Origin of the sequence: Pseudomonas sp. LH21 (assembly GCF_036549575.1) — a bacterium.
GTDB lineage: Bacteria > Pseudomonadota > Gammaproteobacteria > Pseudomonadales > Pseudomonadaceae > Aquipseudomonas > Aquipseudomonas peradeniyensis.
The window spans coordinates 5415173-5435078 of sequence record NZ_CP144367.1 but is presented as its reverse complement, the minus strand read 5'-3'; the positions used below and the strand labels follow the sequence as shown (position 1 = coordinate 5435078).

General features: G+C 65.6%; 16 protein-coding genes. 9 read left to right on the top strand and 7 right to left on the bottom strand.

The genetic code is table 11. The features are described from left to right. The first annotated feature begins 93 nt into the window (after positions 1 to 93). The 8 genes from fba (at position 94) to VUG52_RS24730 (ending at position 7924) form a co-directional block, all read left to right on the top strand. On the top strand, positions 94 to 1158 hold the full coding sequence (gene fba, locus VUG52_RS24765; protein ID WP_050707214.1) for a class II fructose-bisphosphate aldolase: 1065 nt from the start codon (positions 94 to 96) through the stop codon (positions 1156 to 1158). Positions 1159 to 1365: 207 nt separating this feature from the next. After that, positions 1366 to 3483: a putative bifunctional diguanylate cyclase/phosphodiesterase gene (locus VUG52_RS24760; RefSeq protein ID WP_050707213.1), complete on the top strand. Its 2118-nt coding sequence runs from the start codon at positions 1366 to 1368 to the stop codon at positions 3481 to 3483. Between the two features lie 38 nt (positions 3484 to 3521). Then, positions 3522 to 4022 carry a M48 metallopeptidase family protein gene (locus VUG52_RS24755; RefSeq protein ID WP_023631708.1) on the top strand — a complete coding sequence of 167 codons (501 nt, stop codon included), beginning with the start codon at positions 3522 to 3524 and terminating at the stop codon, positions 4020 to 4022. Between the two features lie 14 nt (positions 4023 to 4036). After that, positions 4037 to 4339 (top strand): winged helix-turn-helix domain-containing protein, encoded by a 303-nt coding sequence (locus VUG52_RS24750; RefSeq protein ID WP_028688318.1) that lies wholly within the window; start codon positions 4037 to 4039, stop codon positions 4337 to 4339. Positions 4340 to 4386: 47 nt separating this feature from the next. Further along, positions 4387 to 5016 (top strand): helix-turn-helix transcriptional regulator, encoded by a 630-nt coding sequence (locus tag VUG52_RS24745; RefSeq protein WP_050707212.1) that lies wholly within the window; start codon positions 4387 to 4389, stop codon positions 5014 to 5016. 98 nt (positions 5017 to 5114) lie between these two features. Then, positions 5115 to 6092, top strand: a complete 978-nt coding sequence (locus tag VUG52_RS24740) for a threonine/serine dehydratase (protein WP_050707211.1) — start codon at positions 5115 to 5117, stop codon at positions 6090 to 6092. Then, positions 6089 to 7036, top strand: coding sequence for an ornithine cyclodeaminase family protein (locus VUG52_RS24735; protein ID WP_331832205.1), 948 nt, complete (start codon positions 6089 to 6091; stop codon positions 7034 to 7036). The genes VUG52_RS24740 and VUG52_RS24735 overlap by 4 nt, the downstream gene beginning before the upstream one ends. 150 nt (positions 7037 to 7186) lie before the next feature. Beyond that, a complete protein-coding gene (locus VUG52_RS24730) occupies positions 7187 to 7924 on the top strand; it encodes a substrate-binding periplasmic protein (protein ID WP_050707209.1) in 738 nt (245 codons plus the stop codon). 11 nt (positions 7925 to 7935) lie between these two features. On the opposite strand, the gene yccS is transcribed toward VUG52_RS24730, so the two are convergent. From yccS to VUG52_RS24695, 7 genes are all read right to left on the bottom strand, one after another. Next, on the bottom strand, positions 7936 to 10119 hold the full coding sequence (yccS, locus tag VUG52_RS24725; RefSeq protein ID WP_050707208.1) for a YccS family putative transporter: 2184 nt from the start codon (positions 10117 to 10119) through the stop codon (positions 7936 to 7938). Positions 10120 to 10308: 189 nt separating this feature from the next. Beyond that, a complete protein-coding gene (locus VUG52_RS24720) occupies positions 10309 to 11490 on the bottom strand; it encodes an NAD(P)/FAD-dependent oxidoreductase (protein ID WP_331832204.1) in 1182 nt (393 codons plus the stop codon). A gap of 144 nt (positions 11491 to 11634) precedes the next feature. Continuing rightward, positions 11635 to 12972 (bottom strand): ATP-dependent RNA helicase DbpA, encoded by a 1338-nt coding sequence (gene dbpA, locus VUG52_RS24715; protein ID WP_256206027.1) that lies wholly within the window; start codon positions 12970 to 12972, stop codon positions 11635 to 11637. Positions 12973 to 13084: 112 nt separating this feature from the next. Continuing rightward, complete coding sequence (gene mdtD / locus VUG52_RS24710) at positions 13085 to 14512, bottom strand: multidrug transporter subunit MdtD (protein ID WP_050707205.1); 1428 nt, start codon at positions 14510 to 14512, stop codon at positions 13085 to 13087. A gap of 155 nt (positions 14513 to 14667) precedes the next feature. Continuing rightward, the gene (locus VUG52_RS24705) at positions 14668 to 15999 is read right to left on the bottom strand and encodes a TldD/PmbA family protein (protein WP_050707204.1); all 1332 of its coding nucleotides are present in this window, start codon (positions 15997 to 15999) and stop codon (positions 14668 to 14670) included. Next, positions 15999 to 17441 carry a TldD/PmbA family protein gene (locus VUG52_RS24700; RefSeq protein ID WP_050707203.1) on the bottom strand — a complete coding sequence of 481 codons (1443 nt, stop codon included), beginning with the start codon at positions 17439 to 17441 and terminating at the stop codon, positions 15999 to 16001. The genes VUG52_RS24705 and VUG52_RS24700 overlap by 1 nt, the downstream gene beginning before the upstream one ends. A gap of 30 nt (positions 17442 to 17471) precedes the next feature. Continuing rightward, entirely contained in the window at positions 17472 to 19268 is a 1797-nt protein-coding gene (locus VUG52_RS24695) for an acyl-CoA dehydrogenase (protein WP_050707202.1), read from the bottom strand. Between the two features lie 276 nt (positions 19269 to 19544). On the opposite strand from VUG52_RS24695, the gene VUG52_RS24690 reads away from it, so the two are divergent. Next, a complete protein-coding gene (locus VUG52_RS24690; protein ID WP_050707201.1) occupies positions 19545 to 19877 on the top strand; it encodes a type II toxin-antitoxin system RelE/ParE family toxin in 333 nt (110 codons plus the stop codon). Positions 19878 to 19906 lie beyond the last annotated feature (29 nt).

Here is a 19906-nt window from a genome sequence, read left to right as displayed (position 1 = left end):
GGCCACGTAGATGGCCCACACTACTTGAACAGCAACCGCCCCTGCGGCAGGCTTGCATGAAACAAACGACGCTTGTCGGGAGAGAGATACACAATGGCACTCATTAGCATGCGCCAGATGCTGGACCACGCCGCCGAGTTCGGCTACGGCGTTCCGGCTTTCAACGTCAACAACCTCGAGCAGATGCGCGCGATCATGGAAGCCGCCGACGCCACCGACTCTCCGGTCATCGTCCAGGCCTCGGCCGGCGCCCGCAAGTACGCGGGTGCCCCGTTCCTGCGCCACCTGATCCTGGCCGCCATCGAAGAGTTCCCGCACATCCCGGTGTGCATGCACCAGGACCACGGCACCAGCCCTGACGTGTGCCAGCGCTCGATCCAGCTGGGCTTCAGCTCGGTGATGATGGACGGCTCGCTGAAGGAAGACGGCAAGACCCCGTCCGACTACGACTACAACGTCCGCGTCACCCAGCAGACCGTGGCGTTCGCCCACGCCTGCGGCGTGTCGGTGGAAGGTGAGCTGGGCTGCCTGGGCAGCCTGGAGACCGGCCAGGCCGGCGAGGAAGACGGCGTCGGCGCCGAAGGCATCCTGGACCACAGCCAGATGCTGACCGACCCGGAAGAGGCCGCCGACTTCGTCAAGAAGACCCAGGTCGATGCCCTGGCCATCGCCATCGGCACCAGCCACGGCGCCTACAAGTTCACCAAGCCGCCAACCGGTGACATCCTGGCGATCGACCGCATCAAGGAAATCCACAAGCGCATCCCCAACACCCACCTGGTGATGCACGGTTCCTCCTCGGTGCCGCAGGACTGGCTGGCGATCATCAACGAGTACGGCGGCCAGATCAAAGAGACCTACGGCGTGCCGGTCGAAGAGATCGTCGAAGGCATCAAGTACGGCGTGCGCAAGGTCAACATCGACACCGACCTGCGCCTGGCCTCCACCGGTGCCATCCGCCGCTATATGGCCCAGCACCCGAGCGAGTTCGACCCACGCAAGTTCTTCGCCGAGACCGTGAAGGCCATGCGCGACGTGTGCATCGCTCGCTATGAAGCCTTCGGCACCGCCGGCAACGCTTCGAAGATCAAGCCGATCTCCCTGGAAGGCATGTTCCAGCGTTACGCCAAGGGTGAGCTGGCCGCCAAGATCAACTGATCCGGCGCCATTCAACGAAAAAGCCCGCAGCGATGCGGGCTTTTTTTTGCCCGTACGTCGCCTGCCCGCCGCTTATACCGTTAGTCGGCTAACATCGGTTCGGATGGCTTATGGCCATCTGCCTGCATTGCGTCTTCGGGTGCCGAGTCTAGAGTAACAATCGGATCCAATCACAAGTCGAAGTTTGGACTTACCAAGAGAAGCAGCATGGATGGCGCTTATTCACAATCACCGGAAAGCAGCTCGGTGCTGCTGGTCGTAGACGACTACCCGGAAAACCTCATCAGCATGCGGGCCCTGTTGTCCCGCCAGGATTGGCAGGTATTGACCGCCAGTTCAGGGATGGAAGCCCTGAGCACCCTGCTCGAACACGAAGTCGACCTGGTCCTGCTCGACGTGCAGATGCCTGAGATGGACGGCTTCGAAGTGGCCCGCCTGATGCGCGGCAGCCAACGCACGCGGCTGACCCCGATCATCTTCCTCACCGCCAACGAACAGTCCGATGCCGCAGTGCTTAAAGGCTATGCCAGCGGCGCGGTGGACTACCTGTTCAAACCCTTCGACCCGCAGATTCTCAAGCCCAAGGTCCAGGCCCTGCTGGAGCAGCAGCGCAACCGGCGCATGCTGCAACGCCTGACCCGCGAGCTGGAGTCGGCGCGGGCCTTCAATGCCTCGATCCTGGAGAACGCCGCCGAGGGCATCCTGGTGGTGGACGAGTCGGGCTGCATCGGCTTTGCCAACCCGGCGATCTCGCGCCTGCTCGATGCCCCGGTGGACAAGCTGCAGGGCGCGCACATGCTCGACCTCATCCAGCTGCCCTGCGCCAACCTGTGGCCCGAGTCGGATTTCTACCAGGCCTACCTGGGCCGGCAGATCTTCCGTGTGCACGACGCCCAGCTGCGCACCCTCGGCGGCCAGCCGGTACCGGTGGCGCTGTCCTGCGCGCCGTTGCCCGCCGAGCAGAAGGCCATGGTGGTGACGGTGCTGGACATGTCGGTGGTGCGCAGCCTGCACCAGCAGCTCGAGTACCAAGCGGTCACCGACCCGCTGACCGGGCTGCTCAATCGCCGTGGCTTCTACCAGGCCGCCGAAAGCGCGCTGTTGCGCAACGAGCGCTCGGACAAGGCCAAGGCCTTGATGTACATGGATCTGGACGGCTTCAAGCGGATCAACGACCTGCTTGGCCACGAGGCCGGCGACAAGGTCCTGCGCTGGGTGGCCGACCAGCTCAAGGAGTGTCTGGGCAGCGAGGCGTTGCTGGCCAGGATGGGCGGCGACGAGTTCACCGCGCTGTTCGATGGCCTGCCGTACCCCGAGCAGGCCGGGCGCTATGCCGAGAAGCTGCTGGAGCGGATGTCGAGCTTCCAGCAGGTGGATGGCCTGGAGGTCAACCTGGGGGTGAGCATCGGCATTGCCACCTACCCCGACTGCGGCGCCAACGTGGAAGGCCTGCTGCGGGCGGCCGATGCCGCGATGTATGCGGCCAAGCAGGCCGGCCGCCAGCAGTACCGCTTCTACGACCAGGAGCTCAACGGCCGTGCCCGCTCGCGGTTGATGCTCGAGGACAGCGTGCGCACGGCCATTGAGCAGAACGATTTCAGCCTGGTCTACCAGCCCCAGGTGGCGTTCGCCGATGGCCGGTTGCGTGGCTTCGAGGCGCTGTTGCGCTGGAAGCATCCAAGCGTCGGCGATGTGCCGCCCGGGCTGTTCATTCCCTTGTTGGAAGAGGCGCGCCTGATCAACCGCCTGGCCAGCTGGATCTATCGCAAGGGTGCTGCCCAGCGCAATGCCTGGAGCGATCGCTTCGGCTCGCAACTGGTGCTGGGCATCAGCCTGAGCCGCGCCCAGTTCACCATGCCAGGGTTGGTCGATGAGCTGGCCCAGGTGATCGACAAGCACCAGTTGCTGCCAGCCCAGCTGGAGGTTGAGGTGGCCGAGACGTCGCTGATGTACAACATCGACGCGGCGGTGAAGCAGGTGCATCGCCTGCGCGAGCTGGGTATTCGCGTGGCGCTGGACGACTTCGGTGCCGGCGATTGCTCGTTGCGCATGCTGCGCGACCTGCCCATCGACACCCTCAAACTTGACCGCCACCTGGTTGCGCGGCTGCCGGACTCGGCGGCGGATATCGCCCTGGTGCGCAGCGTCATTGGCCTGTGCGCGGCCTACGACATCACCGTGATTGCCGAGGGCGTGGAGACCCGGGCCCAGGCAGAATGGCTCAAGGACGCCGGCTGCGCCTACGTGCAGGGGTTCCTGGTCGCCCGTCCGCTGACCGCCAGCGATGCTGGCAACTTCCCGGTGGTTTTCCCATGGGCGTCGTGATTGGCTAAACTCGCGTCTTCCCGTTCCGAACGCCTGCCATGACCGCCTTACGCTACCTGCAAGCCTACCCGCCGCACCTGCAGGAACAGGTGCGCCAGATGATCGCCAGCGATCGCCTGGGCGACTACCTGCGCCAGCGCTACCCCGAGCGCCATGACGTGCAGAGTGACAAGGCGCTGTACGGCTATGCCCAGGAAATCAAGCAGCAGTACCTGCGCAGTGCGCCGCCGCTGGACAAGGTGCTGTTCGACAACCGCCTGGACCTTACCCACCGGGCGCTGGGCCTGAACACGGCGGTGTCGCGGGTGCAGGGCGGCAAGCTCAAGGCGAAGAAGGAAATCCGCGTCGCCTCGCTGTTTCGCGAGGCGGCGCCGCAGTTCCTGCGCATGATCGTGGTGCATGAGCTGGCGCACCTGAGGGAGCGCGACCACAACAAGGCCTTCTACCAGCTCTGCCAGCACATGGAGCCGGACTACCATCAACTGGAATTCGACCTGCGCGTCTACCTGACCTATCGGGAGCTGCCGGGCAACACCTGAGGGACAAGCACCCCATGACCACGGAAGTGAGCAAGACCCGCAGCAGCTTCTATCGCCGCCTCTACGTGGCCTGGCTGATCGACAGCCAGACCGCCACCAGCGTGCCAGCGCTGATGGAGGCCACCGGCATGCCGCGACGCACTGCCCAGGACACCATCGCCGCCCTGGCCGACCTGGATATCGTCTGTGAGTTCGAGCAGCAGGCCGGCGCGCGCAACCATGCCGGGCACTACCGCATCCGCGACTGGGGGGCGATCGACAAGCAGTGGATCATCCAGCACCTGCGCCAGTTGCGCGAAGTGTTGGGTTATCCCTGAGTTTCACTACCACCTGTACGTCATACCTCTCTTTCAGGATGTTCCGGATGTCTGCCAAGGCCATTGACGCTCGCTTCAGCAACTACGCCGCCATGGCCGATGGTGTCGCGACCCTGTTGTTCCCCCATGCCGAAGTGGTGGTCCACGACCTGCGCAGCCAGACGGTCGTGCATATCGCCAACAATATTTCCAGGCGGCAGTTGGGCGACGACTCGGCACTTGAGGATCTACCGGGCGAACTGAGCGCCACGACGCCGTTGGGGCCCTACGAGAAACTCAACTGGAACGGTCAGAAAGTGCGCTCGATCAGCAGTGTCATGGTCGATGAGGCCGGTGCTCCCGAGGCGCTGCTGTGCATCAACTTCAATGTCTCGGTGCTGGAGCAGGCCAAGCAGGCACTGGACCTGTTCTTCCAGGCCAGCCGCCTGCTGCCCCAGCCAGACGTGCTGTTCCGTGATGACTGGCAGGAGCGCATCAACACCTTCCTGCATGCCTGGCTCAGGCAGCATGGCTTGAGCCTCGAGGGGCTCAGCCGGGAGCAGAAACGCGAGCTGGTCGAGGCCCTGCACGGGGAAGGCGCCTTCCGCGGCGGTGGCACATACGACTACGTGGCCAATATCCTCGGCATGGGCAGGGCGACGGTTTACAAGTATGTGAAGCTCGCTCGGGAGGCATAGTTTCCAGGCTTGTACTTGGTGGAAAAATATTCTACGGTGGATTTTTATTCCATTTGGCGTCGGCGCCTGCCTGTCGCTTCCCGAGGAGATTCCACCCCATGCCTATCGACGATCTGGCGCTCGAGCAGCTGTACCAGTCCATTCTCCAGGCCCATCAGGCCCTGCGCCCGCAGGTGCCGGTGACCCCGCTGGCACGCAGCCTGGCGCTCTCGGCCATGACCGGCTGCGACGTTCATCTCAAGTGCGAACACCTCCAGCTGACCGGTTCGTTCAAGTTTCGCGGTGCCAGCAACAAGCTGCGGCTGCTGGGTGAGGCGCAGCGAAGCAGGGGGGTTATCGCTGCTTCCTCGGGCAATCATGGGCAAGGGCTTGCCCTGGCCGGTCAGCTGCTGGACGTGCCGGTGACGGTGTATGTCAGCGATGAAGCCTCGCCGGCCAAGATCGAGGCGATGCGTCTGCTGGGGGCGCAGGTGCAGGTTCTGGAGGTCGATTCGCTGGGGGCGGAGCAACTGGCTCGTGAAGAGGCTGGGCGTCAGAACAAGCCGTTCGTCTCACCTTACAACGATCTGGAGGTCATCGCCGGGCAGGGGACCATCGGCATGGAACTGTTCGAGCAGGCGCCGGACCTGGACGCGGTGTTCGTCGCGGTGGGCGGCGGCGGAATGGTCTCCGGCATCGCCACCGCACTGCACAAGCTGGCGCCGTCGGTACAGATCATCGGCTGCTGGCCGGCCAACGCGCCGACCCTGCAACGCTCCATCGAACAAGGCCGGATCATCGAGATGGATGAACTGCCGACCCTGTCCGACGGCACCGCTGGGGGCGTGGAGACGGACGCGGTCACCTTGCCTATCTGCCAGCGCCTGCTGACGCGCACCGTGCTGGTCAGCGAGGACGAGATCAGGCAGGCCATGCGTGATGCCGCTGCGTGCGAGCGCTGGATCATCGAAGGCGCTGCCGCCGTCGCGCTGGCCGGCATGAAGCAGCTGGCCGGGCGCTACCAGGGCAAGAAGGTGGCGGTGGTGTTGTGCGGACGCAATATCCAGTTGGAGAAATACCTGGAGGCCATCGCATGAAGATCCACGACCTGCAGGCGATCAAGGCCTGCCTCGACCTTGACGCGATCGAGCGGCGGCTGGTGGACGGTTTCAAGGCCTACAGTGCGGGCCAGGTGCAGGCCCCGCCGGTGCAGACTTTCCAGTTCCGCCAGGCCAATGGTGATTGCTGCATCAAATCGGCTTACCTCGAGGGCGGCGAAACCTTCGTGGTCAAGGTCTCCAGTGGTTTCTACGACAATCCGGGCAAGGGCCTGCCCAGCAATGACGGCTTGATGCTGGTGCTGTCGGCCCGCACCGGTGAACCGCTTGCATGGCTGGCCGATCAGGGCTGGCTGACTGCCGTGCGCACAGCCTTGGCCGGGCGCATTGTTGCCCGCCTGCTGGCGCCTCGCGAGGTCGAGGCCATCGGCGTGCTTGGCACCGGCCTGCAGGCCCGCCTGCAACTGGAGTACCTGATGCCGCTGACGAGCTGCCGTCAGGTGGTGGTCTGGGGGCGCAGCGAGCAAGGCCTGTCGGACTACCGTGAGCATGCCCGGGCGCTGGGCTTCAGCGTGCGGACGGTCGGACAGCCGCAGGCTGTCGCGCAGGCGGCCAACCTGATCGTCACCACCACCCCGTCACGTGAGCCGTTGCTCAGGCGCGAGTGGGTTCGTCCCGGCACCCATATCACGGCGGTCGGCGCGGACTGCGTCGGCAAGCAGGAGCTGGATGCGGCGCTGGTCGCTTCGATGTCGCGAATCATCGTCGACTCGCAGGTCCAGTGCGGGGCCTATGGCGAGGTTTCCCACGCGCTCAAGGCGGGGGCGCTCGAACCTTCCCGCCTATTGGAGCTGGGCGCGGTGCTGGCTGGCCAGGGCACTGGGCGTCAGGATCAGCACGAGGTTACCCTGGCCGACCTGACCGGTGTCGCAGTGCAGGATGCGCAAATTGCCCAGTGGGTCTTCGAGCGCCTGCGCGGTTGAACGATGAAATTATCCACAGTCCGGCCAAAATAGAGGCAATTTGACAGTATTGTCGCGTGCCACAACGCTCAGCCTTGTGTAGGCTGCCAGAGCAGTAGTCGTTAAGATCGCCGTTACCGCGTGGGTTACCAATTGCGAAAGGACTTGAGCATGCGGCCACTGCTTTGCGTTCTTGGTTTACTCGGGCTGTTGTGCGCGGGGCCTGCCCTGGCCCAGGGCAAGCTGCGGCTGGTGGCCGACAGCTGGCCGCCTTTTACCGACACCAGCATGCCCGGTGGCGGCCTGGCCACCAGCATCGTCACCACGGCGCTGACCCGTGCCGGCTACGCCACCGAGTTCGAGGAGGCGCCTTGGGCCAGGGCGCTGATGGGCGTGGGCGAGGGGCGCTACGACGTGCTGATCAACGCCTGGTACAACGACGAGCGAACCCTGATCGGCCAGTTCTCCGATGCCTACCTGGTCAACCGCATCCGCCTGCTCAAGCGTGAGGGCGAGGCGTTCGCCTATGCGCGCCAGTCCGACCTCTACCCCTACACCATCGCCGTGGTGCGCGATTACGCCTATTCCCCTGAATTCGACAGCGACGAGCGCCTGAACAAGGTGCCGGTACGCAGCTTCTCGTCCGCGGTGCGCATGCTGGCGGCCGGCAGGGTCAACCTGGCGGTGGAGGATGAGTTCGTGGCGCGCTACAACCTGCAACGCGAGCCGCAGCCGGTGCGGGAGGGGGTGGCGTTCGTCGATCCGCCGCTGAGCGAGAACAGCCTGCATATCCTGGTCAGTCTCAAGCACCCGGAGCACCAGAAGATCGTCGCCCGCTTCGAGAAGGCCATCGCCGCGATGAAGGCCGACGGCAGTTACGACCGGTTGCTGCGCCAGCATGGGTTTTGATCGCGGGTCGATCAGGCGGGTTCGCCTTCCTTGATCAGATGCCCTGCCAGGGTGCGCAATGGCCCGAGTTGCCGGCAGATCAGCGCCAGTTGCGTCTGCACCAGCCGCTGATGCTCGTCCAGCTCCTCCGGCATCTGCTCCAGCGCATTGGCCAGGGCTTCTTCGGCATCGCTGTGGATCGCCACCGGCAAGCGCGCCGCCAGGCCATTGGCAATTTCGTCGAGGCTGCTGGCCAGGCTCCGCCCGGCGCCATCGATCAGCTGCTCGTGGACCTCGGTCGGCAGCGCCGTGTCGCGGTGCGCCCCGAGCCCCGAGAGGTAGCTGAGCAAGGTGTGTGACAGCACCAGGAAGCGGAAGCCGACATCGGCCTCCTTACGGAAATGCCCCGGCTCCATCAGCATGTTGGCCAAGGTGGTGGACAATGCCGCGTCGGCGTTGTGCGCGTTGCGCCGGGCCAGGCGATAGGCCAGGTCGTCGCGCTTACCGTGGGCGTACTGCTGCATGATCTGGCGCAGGTACTCGCTGGCGCAGGCCAGGGTGTTGGCCAGCACCTTGTTCAGCCGTCGGCCCTGCCAGTCGGGGAGGAACAGGAACACCGCGAGAATGGCGATCAGGCTGCCCACCAGGGTATCGAACAGGCGTGGCAGGAACAGGCCGTAGCCATCGCCGATCTGATTGAAGCAGAACAGCACCATCAGGGTGATCGCCGCCGTGGCCAGGGTGTAGCGGGTGGTGCGGTTGACGAAGAACACCACCCCGGCGACCACCGCGAACAGCGATTGGATGATCGGGTTGGGGAACAGGTCGAACAGCGCCCAGCCCACGGTCAGGCCGATGGCAGTGCCGAAGATCCGCTGCACCAGCTTGCGCCGGGTCGCGCCATAGTTGGGCTGGCAGACGAACAGCGTAGTGAGGATGATCCAGTAGCCCTGGGTCGGGTGGATCAGGTGCACCATGCCATAGCCCACCGACAGCGCCAGCGACAGGCGCAGGGCGTGGCGGAACAGCAGCGATGTCGGCGTCAGCTGGGTGCGCAGGCGTTTCCACACGTCCTTGAGGTTGCGGGGCGAGCGGTCGAGCAGGCTGCTGTCGCTGGCATCGGCCAGGCTGTCCGGGTTGCTCGCGGCGCTGAGCAGTCGGTCGAGGGTAGCCAGGTTGGCGGCCAGCGCGCGCAGCGAGCGCAGCAGGCCGCGCCAGGCCGGATTGCTTTGGATGCGCAGGTGCTCGAGCGAAGCATTGAGGTCTTCCAGGGCCTCGGGGTAGCCGCTGGCGAGCACGAAGGGCTGGCGCAGGCGAATCGAGCGGGCCAGCTCCTGGCAGGATGAGCCCTGTTTGCGCAGCAGGCGCTGGCAGCGGAACATCACATCGCTGTGGAAGAAGGCGTCGGTCAACGCGTTGTAGGGGTAGTGCGAGGCACTGACCCGCTCATGGATGTCCTGGGCCAGGAAGTACAGCTTGAGGTAGCGGCTGACCTTGGAGTTGGGCTGGCTGTTGCCGACCCGGTGCAGGATGATTTCCTTGGCCGCGTTGAGCGCCGCCACCACCCTGCCGTTCTGCTTGGCCAGTTCCAGGCGCGTGGCCTCGACGTCGAGAGTGCGCACCGGCTCGAACAGGCTGGCCTTGAGCTTGAGGTAGCTGCCCAGCTCGTAGAACAACTTGGCCAAGCTCTGTTGCACCGGCTGGTTGGAGAACAGCGCCTGCCACAGCACCGACAGCAGCCCATACCAGGCCGCTCCCGCCACCAGCAGCAACGGCTCGTGCCAGAAATCGCTGACTTCACCGCCGCGCTGGTCGACGCCGATCATCGTATAGACCGACAGGATCAGCGTGGCCGAGGCAATCGCCCCGTAGCGCTCGCCCAGGGCCCCGAGCATGGTCAGGGAAAACGCCGCCAGGGCCAGGGCGACGGCGAAGATCCAGGGGTAGGGGAACAGCAGCTCGACCGACAGCGCGGCGATGGCGAAGCAGCCCAGGGTCACCAGCAGGGCGCTGAGCCGGCCCTGCCAGCCATCGTCGGTTTCGGCCAGGGCACTGGCGATGATGCCGAGGAACAGGGGAATCAGCAGGCTCATCTCGTTCTGGTACCAGCACCAGGCCATGCTGCCGGTGAGGGCGATGGTCACGCGGATGGCGTAGCTGAACTTGTCTTGGCCCCACAGGCGACGCAATGAATGGCGGAACGAGCTCGATGACATGATGGCCCTGGGCTGAGATCAGTTGAATACCTTCGAGGCCCTTTCGCGGCACAAGGCCGCTCCTACAGAGGGACGCGATCTCCTGTAGGAGCGGCCTTGTGCCGCGATAGGGCCGCACAGCGGCCCCAAAAAATGGCGCTCAAGCACAGACCAGCAAGAAGCGTTCCGTGCTGCTGAATGGATTCTACTCTACACGAACTGTGCCGCCGCGTTGGCCGAAGCCCAGGCCCACTGGAAGTTGAAACCGCCCAGGTGCCCGCTCACGTCCAGCACCTCGCCGATGAAGTAAAGCCCAGGGCTCTTCAGCGATTCCATGGTCTTGGACGACACCTCGCGGGTGTCCACGCCACCCAGGGTCACTTCCGCGGTGCGATAGCCCTCGGTGCCGGCCGGGATAACCTGCCAGGCCGCCAGTTTTTCGGCGATCTGGGTCAATTCCGCCGGGGTGTACTGCTTCAATGGTTTCGAAACGAACCACTGCTCGGCCAGCAGGTTAGCCAGCTTGCGGGTGAACACCTCGCCCAGCACCGTCTTCAGTTCGCTGTTGGGGCGTTCGACTTGCTGGCCCTGCAGCCACTCCAGCGCATCGCGATCAGGCAGCAGGTTGATCTCCACCGTGTCGCCAGCTTCCCAGAACGACGAGATCTGCAGGATCGCCGGGCCGCTCAGGCCGCGGTGGGTGAACAGCAGGTTCTCGCGGAAGCTTGTGCCATTGCAGCTGGCGACGCAGTCCAGCGAGGTACCCGACAGCTCGGTGCACAGTGCCTTGAGCTGGGGCTCGGTGATGGTGAACGGCACCAGACCGGCGCGGGTCGGCAGCAGCTCATGGCCGAACTGGCGGGCGACCTGGTAGCCAAAGCCGGTGGCGCCCAAGGTCGGGATCGACAGGCCGCCGGTGGCGATCACCAGCGACTGGCAGGCGAATGGGCCGGCGCTGGTCTGCAGGGTATAGCCGCCTTCGGTCTTGTCGATGCGCTCGATGTTGGTGTTCATGCGCAGCTCGGCGCCAGCCTCGTCGCACTCGGCCAGGAGCATGTCGAGGATGTCGCTGGACTTGTTGTCGCAGAACAGCTGGCCGAGCTTCTTCTCGTGGTACGGCACGCCGTGCTTGCACACCAGCTCGATGAAGTCCCACTGGGTGTAGCGGGCCAGCGCCGACTTGCAGAAGTGCGGGTTGTGCGAGAGGAAGTTGGCCGGCTCGGTGTACATGTTGGTGAAGTTGCAGCGCCCGCCGCCGGACATGAGGATCTTCTTGCCCGGCTTGTTGGCGTGGTCGAGCAGCAGCACCCGGCGCCCGCGGCGGGCGCTGAGCTGGGCGCACATCAGGCCGGCGGCGCCGGCGCCGAGGATGATCACGTCGGTGGAGTGCACGTGGGTGAACCTTTGCAATTGGAGTTGAGTGTCAGGGCAGCGTGGGAGCGGGCTTGCCCCGCGATGGCGCCAGCAGGGGCAACATCATTGCCTGGCTTGACGCTATCGCGGGGCAAGCCCGCTCCCACGGGATCTGTGCAGGGCTTAGATAATACGGACTTTCAGGGCACGACCCTTGATCTTGCCGCTGTTCAGCCGCTGCATGGCCTGCTTGGCCACCGCCCGCTCCACAGCCACGAACGCCACGAAATCGAAGATGGCGATCTTGCCCACCTGCTTGCCCGGCAGCCCGGCATCGCCGGTCAGCGCGCCGAGGATGTCGCCCGGACGCAGCTTGTCCTTGCGTCCGGCACCGATGCACAGGGTAGTCATCGCCGGCAGCAGCGGCTCGCCTCCCTTGTTCTTGAGGTTGTCCAGCTGTTCCCAGCGCAGCGGCTTGTTCTGCAGGTCCTCGATGGCCTGGGCGCGATGGCCTTCGGCCGGGGCCACCAGGCTGATCGCCACGCCTTTCTCGCCGGCGCGACCGGTACGGCCGACGCGGTGCACGTGGATCTCGGCGTCACGGGCCAGCTCGACGTTGATCACCAGGTCCAGGCCGTCGATGTCCAGGCCACGGGCGGCCACGTCGGTGGCCACCAGCACCGAGCTGCTGCGGTTGGCGAACATCGTCAGCACCTGGTCGCGATCGCGCTGCTCCAGGTCGCCATGCAGGGCCTGGGCGACGATGCCCTTGGCGGTCAGGTGGGTGACCAGGTCTTCGCACTGCTGCTTGGTGAAGCAGAACGCCACGCAGGACTGCGGGCGGTAGTGGCCGAGCACGCGGGTCACCGCTTCCAGGCGCTGCTGCGGGTCGATCTCGATGAAGCGCTGTTCGATCTGGCTGTCGCTGTGCAGCGCCTCGACCTTGACCTGCTGCGGCTGGCGCATGAAGTCCTTGGCCAGTTGCTCGATGCCGGCCGGGTAGGTGGCGGAGAACAGCAGGGTCTGGCGGCGCGACGGGGTCTTGCCGATGATGCTGGCGATGGCGTCGAAGAAGCCCATGTCGAGCATGCGGTCGGCTTCGTCCAGGACCAGGGTGTTGAGGCCGTCGAGCACCAGTGTGCCTTTGTCCAGGTGCTGCTGGATGCGCCCCGGGGTGCCGACGATGATGTGCGCGCCGTGTTCCAGCGAGGCGATCTGCGGGCCCAGCGAGACGCCGCCGCACAGGGTGAGGATCTTGATGTTGTCCTCGGCGCGGGCCAGGCGGCGCAGCTCCTTGGCCACCTGGTCGGCCAGTTCGCGGGTCGGGCACAGCACCAGGGCCTGGCAGCCGAAGTAGCGCGGATTGATCGGGTTGAGCAGGCCGATGCCGAAAGCGGCGGTCTTGCCGCTACCGGTCTTGGCCTGGGCGATCAGGTCCTGGCCCTTGAGGATGACCGGCAGGCTCTGGGCCTGGATCGGCGTCATCGAGGCGTAGCCCAGGGCGTCCAGGTTGGCCAGCATGGCGGCGGACAGCGGTAGGGTGGCAAAAGCGGTGGTTTCAACGGTCACGAGGCGGGCCTACGGTGCGAAGCGAAAAATGCCGCATAGTCTACCAGCCTCGAAGCCATTCACCCTACGACTCGACGTGTTCTTCCGGACGACGCGCACGCCTTCCGTCCGTCGGCGCCAGTTGCAGGAAGATCGCCGCCGCCAGCATGGCCATCACGCCGATGGTGACGAAGGTCAGCTGGAACGCGCCCAAGGTGCTCTCCACACCATCGCCGCTGCCGGCCGCGGTGAAGCCGCCGAGCAAGGCGCCGGCGCAGGCCACGCCCAGGCTCAGCGACAGTTGCGCGACCACCGACAGCAGGCTGTTGCCGCTGCTGGCGCTGGCGTCGTCGAGGTCGATCAGGGTCACGGTGTTCATCGCCGTGAACTGCATCGAGTTGACCGCCCCCAGCAGCGCCAGTTGCACCAGCAGCAAGGCATAGGGCGTCTGCTCGTCGACCAGCCCCAGGCTGGCCAGCAGCAGGCCCAGCAGCAGGGTGTTGCCGGTCAGTACGATGCGATAGCCCAGGCGCTCGATCAGCGGCCGGGCGATGGACTTGGCGAGCATCGCCGCCGCCGCCAGCGGGATCATGCTCATGCCGGCCTGGGCCGGCGAATAGCCCAACGCCACCTGCAGCAGCAACGGCACCAGGAAGGGCAGGGCGCCGCTGCCCAGGCGGGCGAACAGGTTGCCGAGGATGCCGATGGCGAAGGTTCGTACGCGGAACAGCGAGGGCGAGAACAGGGGCTCCGGATCACGTCCGGCGCGCAGCCAGTAGGCGGCCAGGCAGGCCATGCCGGCGAACAGCAACAGCATCACCCGCAGGTGCGGCAGGTGCAATTCGCCCAGGCCCTCCATGGCGATGGTGATCAGCACCATCGCCGCGCCGAACAGCAGGAAGCCCGGGCCATCGAAGCTGGTGCGTTCGGCGCCGCGCAGATCGGGGATGAACTTCCACACGGCGTAGCAGCCCAGTGCCCCCACCGGCAGGTTGATCAGGAAGATCCAGTGCCAGCTGAGGATCTCCACCAGCCAGCCGCCCAGGGTCGGACCCAGCAGCGGGCCGAGCAGGCCGGGGATGGTGATGAAACTCATGATCCGCACCAGCTCCGAGCGCGGGTAGGCGCGCAGCACCACCAGGCGCCCGACCGGCAGCATCAGCGCGCCGCCAAGGCCCTGGATCACCCGGGCGAGGATCAGGAAACCGAGGCTGTTGGCCATGGCGCACAACAGCGAACCGAAGCTGAACAGCAGGATGGCGCTGAAGAAGATGCGCTTGGTGCCGAAACGGTCGGCGATCCAGCCCGAGGCCGGGATCAGCAGGGCCACGGTGAGCATGTAGGCGATGATCACCCCCTGCATGCGCAGCGGGTCCTCGGCCAGGGAGCGGGCCATGGCCGGCAGCGCGGTGTTGAGGATGGTGCCGTCGAGCGACTGCATGAAGAAGGCGATGGCCACCACCCAGGGGATCCAGCGGGCGGTGACGGGGTCCAGTGGTGCGCGGTCGGGCATGAGAAACCTCAGGCGAGTGTGGGGCCCATTGTGGGAGGGGCGTGGGAGCAGTCCACAGCGTGGGAGCGGGCTTGCCCCGCGATGGCGTCGGATCAGCCATTGATGTTGCCTTGACTGGCCCTATCGCGGGGCAAGCCCGCTCCCACGCTGTAGTCTTACAAGGTCAAGGTGAGCCCTTGGACCAACGCCCCCGGCAAATGACTCGACCCGGTGCTGCGCTGCCCGTAGGTGCTGGTCGAGAGGATCATCTCGCGCTCCTGGGTCAGGTCTTCGAGCTGGCTGCCCAGCAGGTTGTACAGGCTGTCGTCGAAGCGCATGGTGCTTACCGGCCCCTGAATCTGCCCATTTTCCACCCAAAACGTGGCGAAGCGGGTCAGCCCGGTCATGCGCGCCGCGGGCAGGTCCGAATAGTTCAGGTACCACAGGTTGCTGATGTACAGCCCGGTGCCCAGACGCTCCAGTACCTCTTCGCCGGGCAGGTTGCCCGGTGCCAGGCTCAGCGCGCACGGCGACTCATGGCTGTCGGCGCCATTGGCCTCCTGGGCGAACTCGGCGGCGCTGCGGGCGCTTACCAGCCGCTCCAGCGCACGGCCTTCGCCGATCAGCAGCAGGTCGCGACGGGGCGAGCCTTCGTCGGAGAACGCCGGGCTCAGCGAGCCGCTGACCTGCTCGCTGAAACTCACCTGCGGGCTCAGTTGCGCGTCGCCGTTGTACAGGCGCTGCAGCGGGCTGTTGCCCGTGGCCAGGGCCTGCGCGGAGAAACCGCCCCAGCAGAGCATGCCGGCGATCTCGTCCATCGCCGCTGGCGCCAGGTAGGCACGGTAGCTGCCGGGCTTGAGGGTGATGGCCGGGCGTCCCAGGTACGCCAGCTGTTCGCGGGCCTGGCGCAGGCGCGCGGCGAAGGTCTCGCCGCTCCAGGCCTGTCCGGCATAGTTGGCCTTGACCGCTTGGCCGTTGGCGTGGAACAGGCTCCAGTCGAAGTTGAAACTGTTCGCCTGGTGCCAGCCGAAGGCCCCGAAGGAACTGGCGAAGCCCCGGCAGATGGGGCCGGCGGCATAGATGCCGACCAGGTCCAGGTCGCCGGCTTCGCGCTCGACCAGGGCCAGCACTTCGTCCAGTTCGGGCAATGGCTGCTCCAGCAGGCTATGGCTGTGCCAGGCGCTGTCGTCGAGGTTCAGGTAGGGATCCACCGCCAGCAATGGCAAGGTCTGGCGCAACTGCACCAGGGCGTCGTGCAGACGCCGCTGGTCGAGCTCGGGATCGTCCCCCAGGGTGATCTGCTGCTCGGCCTGGCGCCCTTCGCGCACCAGTCGCAGGTGCACGCTGGCCTGGCTGACCAGCCCGGCCTGGCGCACCTTGGCATGGTTGAAGCGCACGAACTGCGAATGCTCGGCGCTGTAGCCGAGGGTGAACTGCTCGCCCGGCTGCACGGCGGCGTTCAGGCTGTCGAGCAGGTTTTCGAAACGTTGCTGGTACAGGGTGCTCATCAGGCGTCTCCCCCGAATACGTCGATCTGGCGGAACACGCAGGCCGGCGAGGCATGGCCGACGCGCACTACCTGGTTGGGCTCGCCCTTGCCGCAGTTGGGCGTGCCGAGCACCTGGAAGGTGCTGCTGTCGCCCACGGCCGAGAGGTTGCGCCAGAAGTCGGCGGAGATGCCCCGGTAGTTCGGGTTCTTCACCACGCCCTTGAGCTCGCCGTTTTCGATCAACTGCCCCCACTCGCAGCCGAACTGGAACTTGTTGCGCGCATCGTCGATGGACCAGGAGCGGTTGGTGCGCATCAGGATGCCGTGCTCGATGCCACTGACCAGTTGTTCGAGCGACTGGTCGCCCGGCTCGATGTTGAGGTTGGCCATGCGGTCGATCGGCGCGCGGTTCCAGCCGCAGGCGCGGCTGTTGGCGACGCCGTCCAGGCCCGAGCGCAGCTGCGACAGGGCGCCGCCCAGGGGGCGCTCCAGCAGGCCGTCGCGGATCAGGAACTGCTTGCTGGCCGGGGTGCCGTCGTCATCGAAGCTGTAGCTGGCCAGCTCCTCGCGAAGGGTCGGATCGAAGGTCACGTTGAGCAGCTTCGAGCCGTACTGCAGATGGCCAAAGTCGCCGGCTTTGACGAAGCTGGTGCCGGCGTAGTTGCGCTCATCGCCGAGGATGCGGTCCAGCTCCAGCGGGTGGCCGATGGACTCGTGGATCTGCAGCATCATCTGGTCGGGCATCAGCAGCAGGTCGCGCCGGCCGCTTGGGGTATTCGGCGCCAGCAGCAGTTGCAGCGCCTCGTCGGCCACCCGGCGGGCCGCGCCGACCAGGCCACAGCGCTCGATCACCTCGAAGCCGCCCTGCTGGCCGAAGTTTTCCCGGCCCAGGCTACGGCTCTGGCTGTCCTGGCCGTCGCTGGCGGTGACGCCCAAGCCCGGGTAGACGAAGCGTTGGGCATGGCGCAGCTCGGCGCCGGCGGAGTTCAGGTAGGTCTGCTCGACCACGCTGATGCCCAGGCTGGCCTGCCAGTCCACCAGGCGTTCGTCCTTGGGCACGCTGGCCGATTCGGCGGCCAGCAGGTCCAGGCAGTCGGCGAGGTTGGGCAGAGGCTGTTCGAAGTTGGGCGAGACATGGTCGTGGCGCCCGTCCGGGGCCGGCTGGTTGCTCAGGTCGAGCAGGCTGCTGGCCTTGATCCGCCGGGCCAGCGCCTCGGCCTGCTCAAGGGCGCGTTGCAGCCCGGCCTGGGACAGGTCGGCGGTGGCCGCGTAGGCCTCGACGCCCTCCACCCGCACGGTGAGCATGGCGCCTTCGTCCTGGCTGAAGAAGGGCGGCTCGGCGACGTTGCGCCGCACCGACAGTGACTGGTGCGATTGCTTCACATGGCGAAGCGAGAACAGTTCGGCCGTGCTGCGCAGCGCGGCAAAGCGCTGGCGCAGCAGGGTGCTGGAGTCGAACATCGGAAACCTCCGTGTGTGCGGTGGTTCCCCCTAGAACCACCCCTCTTGCATCGCGAGGCAGGTGTCGTCGCGGGCCTCGAGCAAAGCGAGGTCATTATGGCAGCCCGGCACTTCCCAGGTTAGGAAATAACGCGCGGCCTGAAGTTTGCCCAGGTAGAAGTCGCGATCGCTGCCCTTGAGCAGGCCGACCTCGGCATGAATGGCCTGCTCCAGCCAGCGCCAGCCGATCACGCAGTGGCCGAACACCTTGAGGTACAGCGCCGAGTTGGCCAGCGCGCCGGCGACCTTGCCGGCGGCCAGGTCGCCGAGCAGGGTGAGGGTCACGCTCTGCAGGCGGTTGACCAGGTGCTCCAGGGGCTGGCGCAACGGATCGAGGTTCGGGTGATGGCTGGCGCGCTCGCAGGTGCCGGCGATCAGGCGAATCAGTTGCTTGAGCCCGGCGCCGTTGTTCTGCGCCAGCTTGCGCCCGAGCAGGTCGAGGGACTGGATGCCCTCGGTGCCCTCGTGGATCGGGTTGAGACGGTTGTCGCGGTAATACTGCTCGACCGGGTACTCACGGGTGTAGCCGTGGCCGCCAAGGATCTGGATCGCCAGTTCGTTGGCTTTCAGGCAGAACGCCGAGGGCCAGGACTTGACGATGGGGGTGAGCAGGTCGAGCAGTTCCAAGGCTTGCCGGCGAGCCTCAGCATCCGCGACGGTGTGGGTGTCATCGAACAGCCGGGCCGCGTACAGGCCCAGGTCGAAAGCACCCTCGACGTAGGCCTTCTGTGCCAGCAGCATGCGCTTCACATCGCTGTGCTCGATGATCGGCACGGCGGGGCTATGCGGGTCCTTGTTGTCCGGCAGGCGGCCCTGTGGACGTTGGCGGGCGTAGTCCAGGGAATACAGGTAGCCGGCGTAGCCCAGCATCACCGCGCCCATGCCGACGCCGATGCGCGCTTCGTTCATCATCTGGAACATGCAGGCCAGGCCCTGGTGCGGCTGGCCCACCAGGTAGCCGACACACTGGCCGTTGTCCCCGAAGTTAAGCGCCGTGGAGGTGGTGCCGCGCCAGCCCATCTTGTGGAACAGGCCGGCCAGCAGCACGTCGTTGCGCGGCCCCAGGCTGCCGTCGGCGTTGACCAGGTACTTGGGCACGATGAACAGCGAGATGCCCTTCACACCTGGCGGCGCGTCCGGCAGCTTGGCCAGGACCATGTGCACGATGTTCTCCGAAAGCTCGTGGTCGCCGCCGGAGATGAAGATCTTGTTGCCCTTGAGTCGGTAGGTGCCGTCGCTTGCGGGTTCGGCGCGGGTGCGGATGTCGGCCAGGGACGAGCCGGCATGGGGCTCGGTCAGGGCCATGGTGCCGAAGTAGCGGCCTTCGATCATCGGTTGCAGGAACAGGCGCTGCTGTTCGACGCTGGCGAAGCTCTCGATCAGGTTGGCCGCGCCCATGGTCAGGAACGGGTAGGCCGTGGTGCCAGCGTTGGCGGCCTGGAAGTGGGCGAAGCAGGCTTGCGACACCAGGCTGGGCAGCTGCATGCCGCCGACTTCGAAGTCGCGGTTGGCGTTGAGGAAGCCCGCTTCGAGGAAGGCGTCGACCGCAGGTTTTACCTCCGGGATCAGCTCGGCACTGCCGTCCACGTAGCGCGGCTCATTTTCATCGCCCTTGCGGTTGTGCGGGGCGAAGTACTTTTCGGCAATGGTGCGGGCGGTGGTCAGCGCCGCGTCGAAGGTCTCGCGGCTGTGCTCGGCGAAGCGCGGGCGCTGGGTCAGGGCCTCGGCGTCGAGGACTTCGTAGAGTTCGAAGGCGAGGTTGCGGCTGCTGAGGAGTTGCTCGGACATGGCGGCATTCCTGGTTCGGGATGCAGCGAGTCTAGGCAAGGTGATGGGGCAGGGGACAGGTTAATTGGTTTGGGTGATATGGGGACAGAAGTTGCCGTCGCCCAGGCCGTCTTGGGTTGCGCCGGGCGGTATGGGCGTGGGTGTTACCCGTCGCAAAGCCTTGTCACGCAATTGCGCTTATATCGATATCGATATAGTTTTATCTTTGCCGCTCATGGAGAGCTTACGCCTCCGGTATGGACAAGCCAGGCGAGTGCATTGGCGGGAGCGTGCAGGATGCATGATGGGCAAAAGCCAATCGAATGGTTGGGTAGCAGCAAGCAGGACCTGCGGGACTTTCCGATTGTGGCAAGGCAGCGGGCCGGGTATCAGCTGGAGCTGATCCAGGGCGGTGAGGCCCCCTTCGACTGGAAACCAATGGAAAGCGTTGGGCCTGGGACGCGGGAAATCCGCATCAAGTGCCAGGACGGGGCGTTTCGGGTGTTCTACGTCGTGAGTCGACCAGAAGCGGTTTATGTCCTGCACGCGTTTCGCAAGACGACCGAGAAGACGGAAAAGCGCGATATCGATCTGGCGAAAGCGCGATACAAATGGTTGGGCGCCTGCTGAGCTGGAGTCGACAGTGTTTGAACGAGACG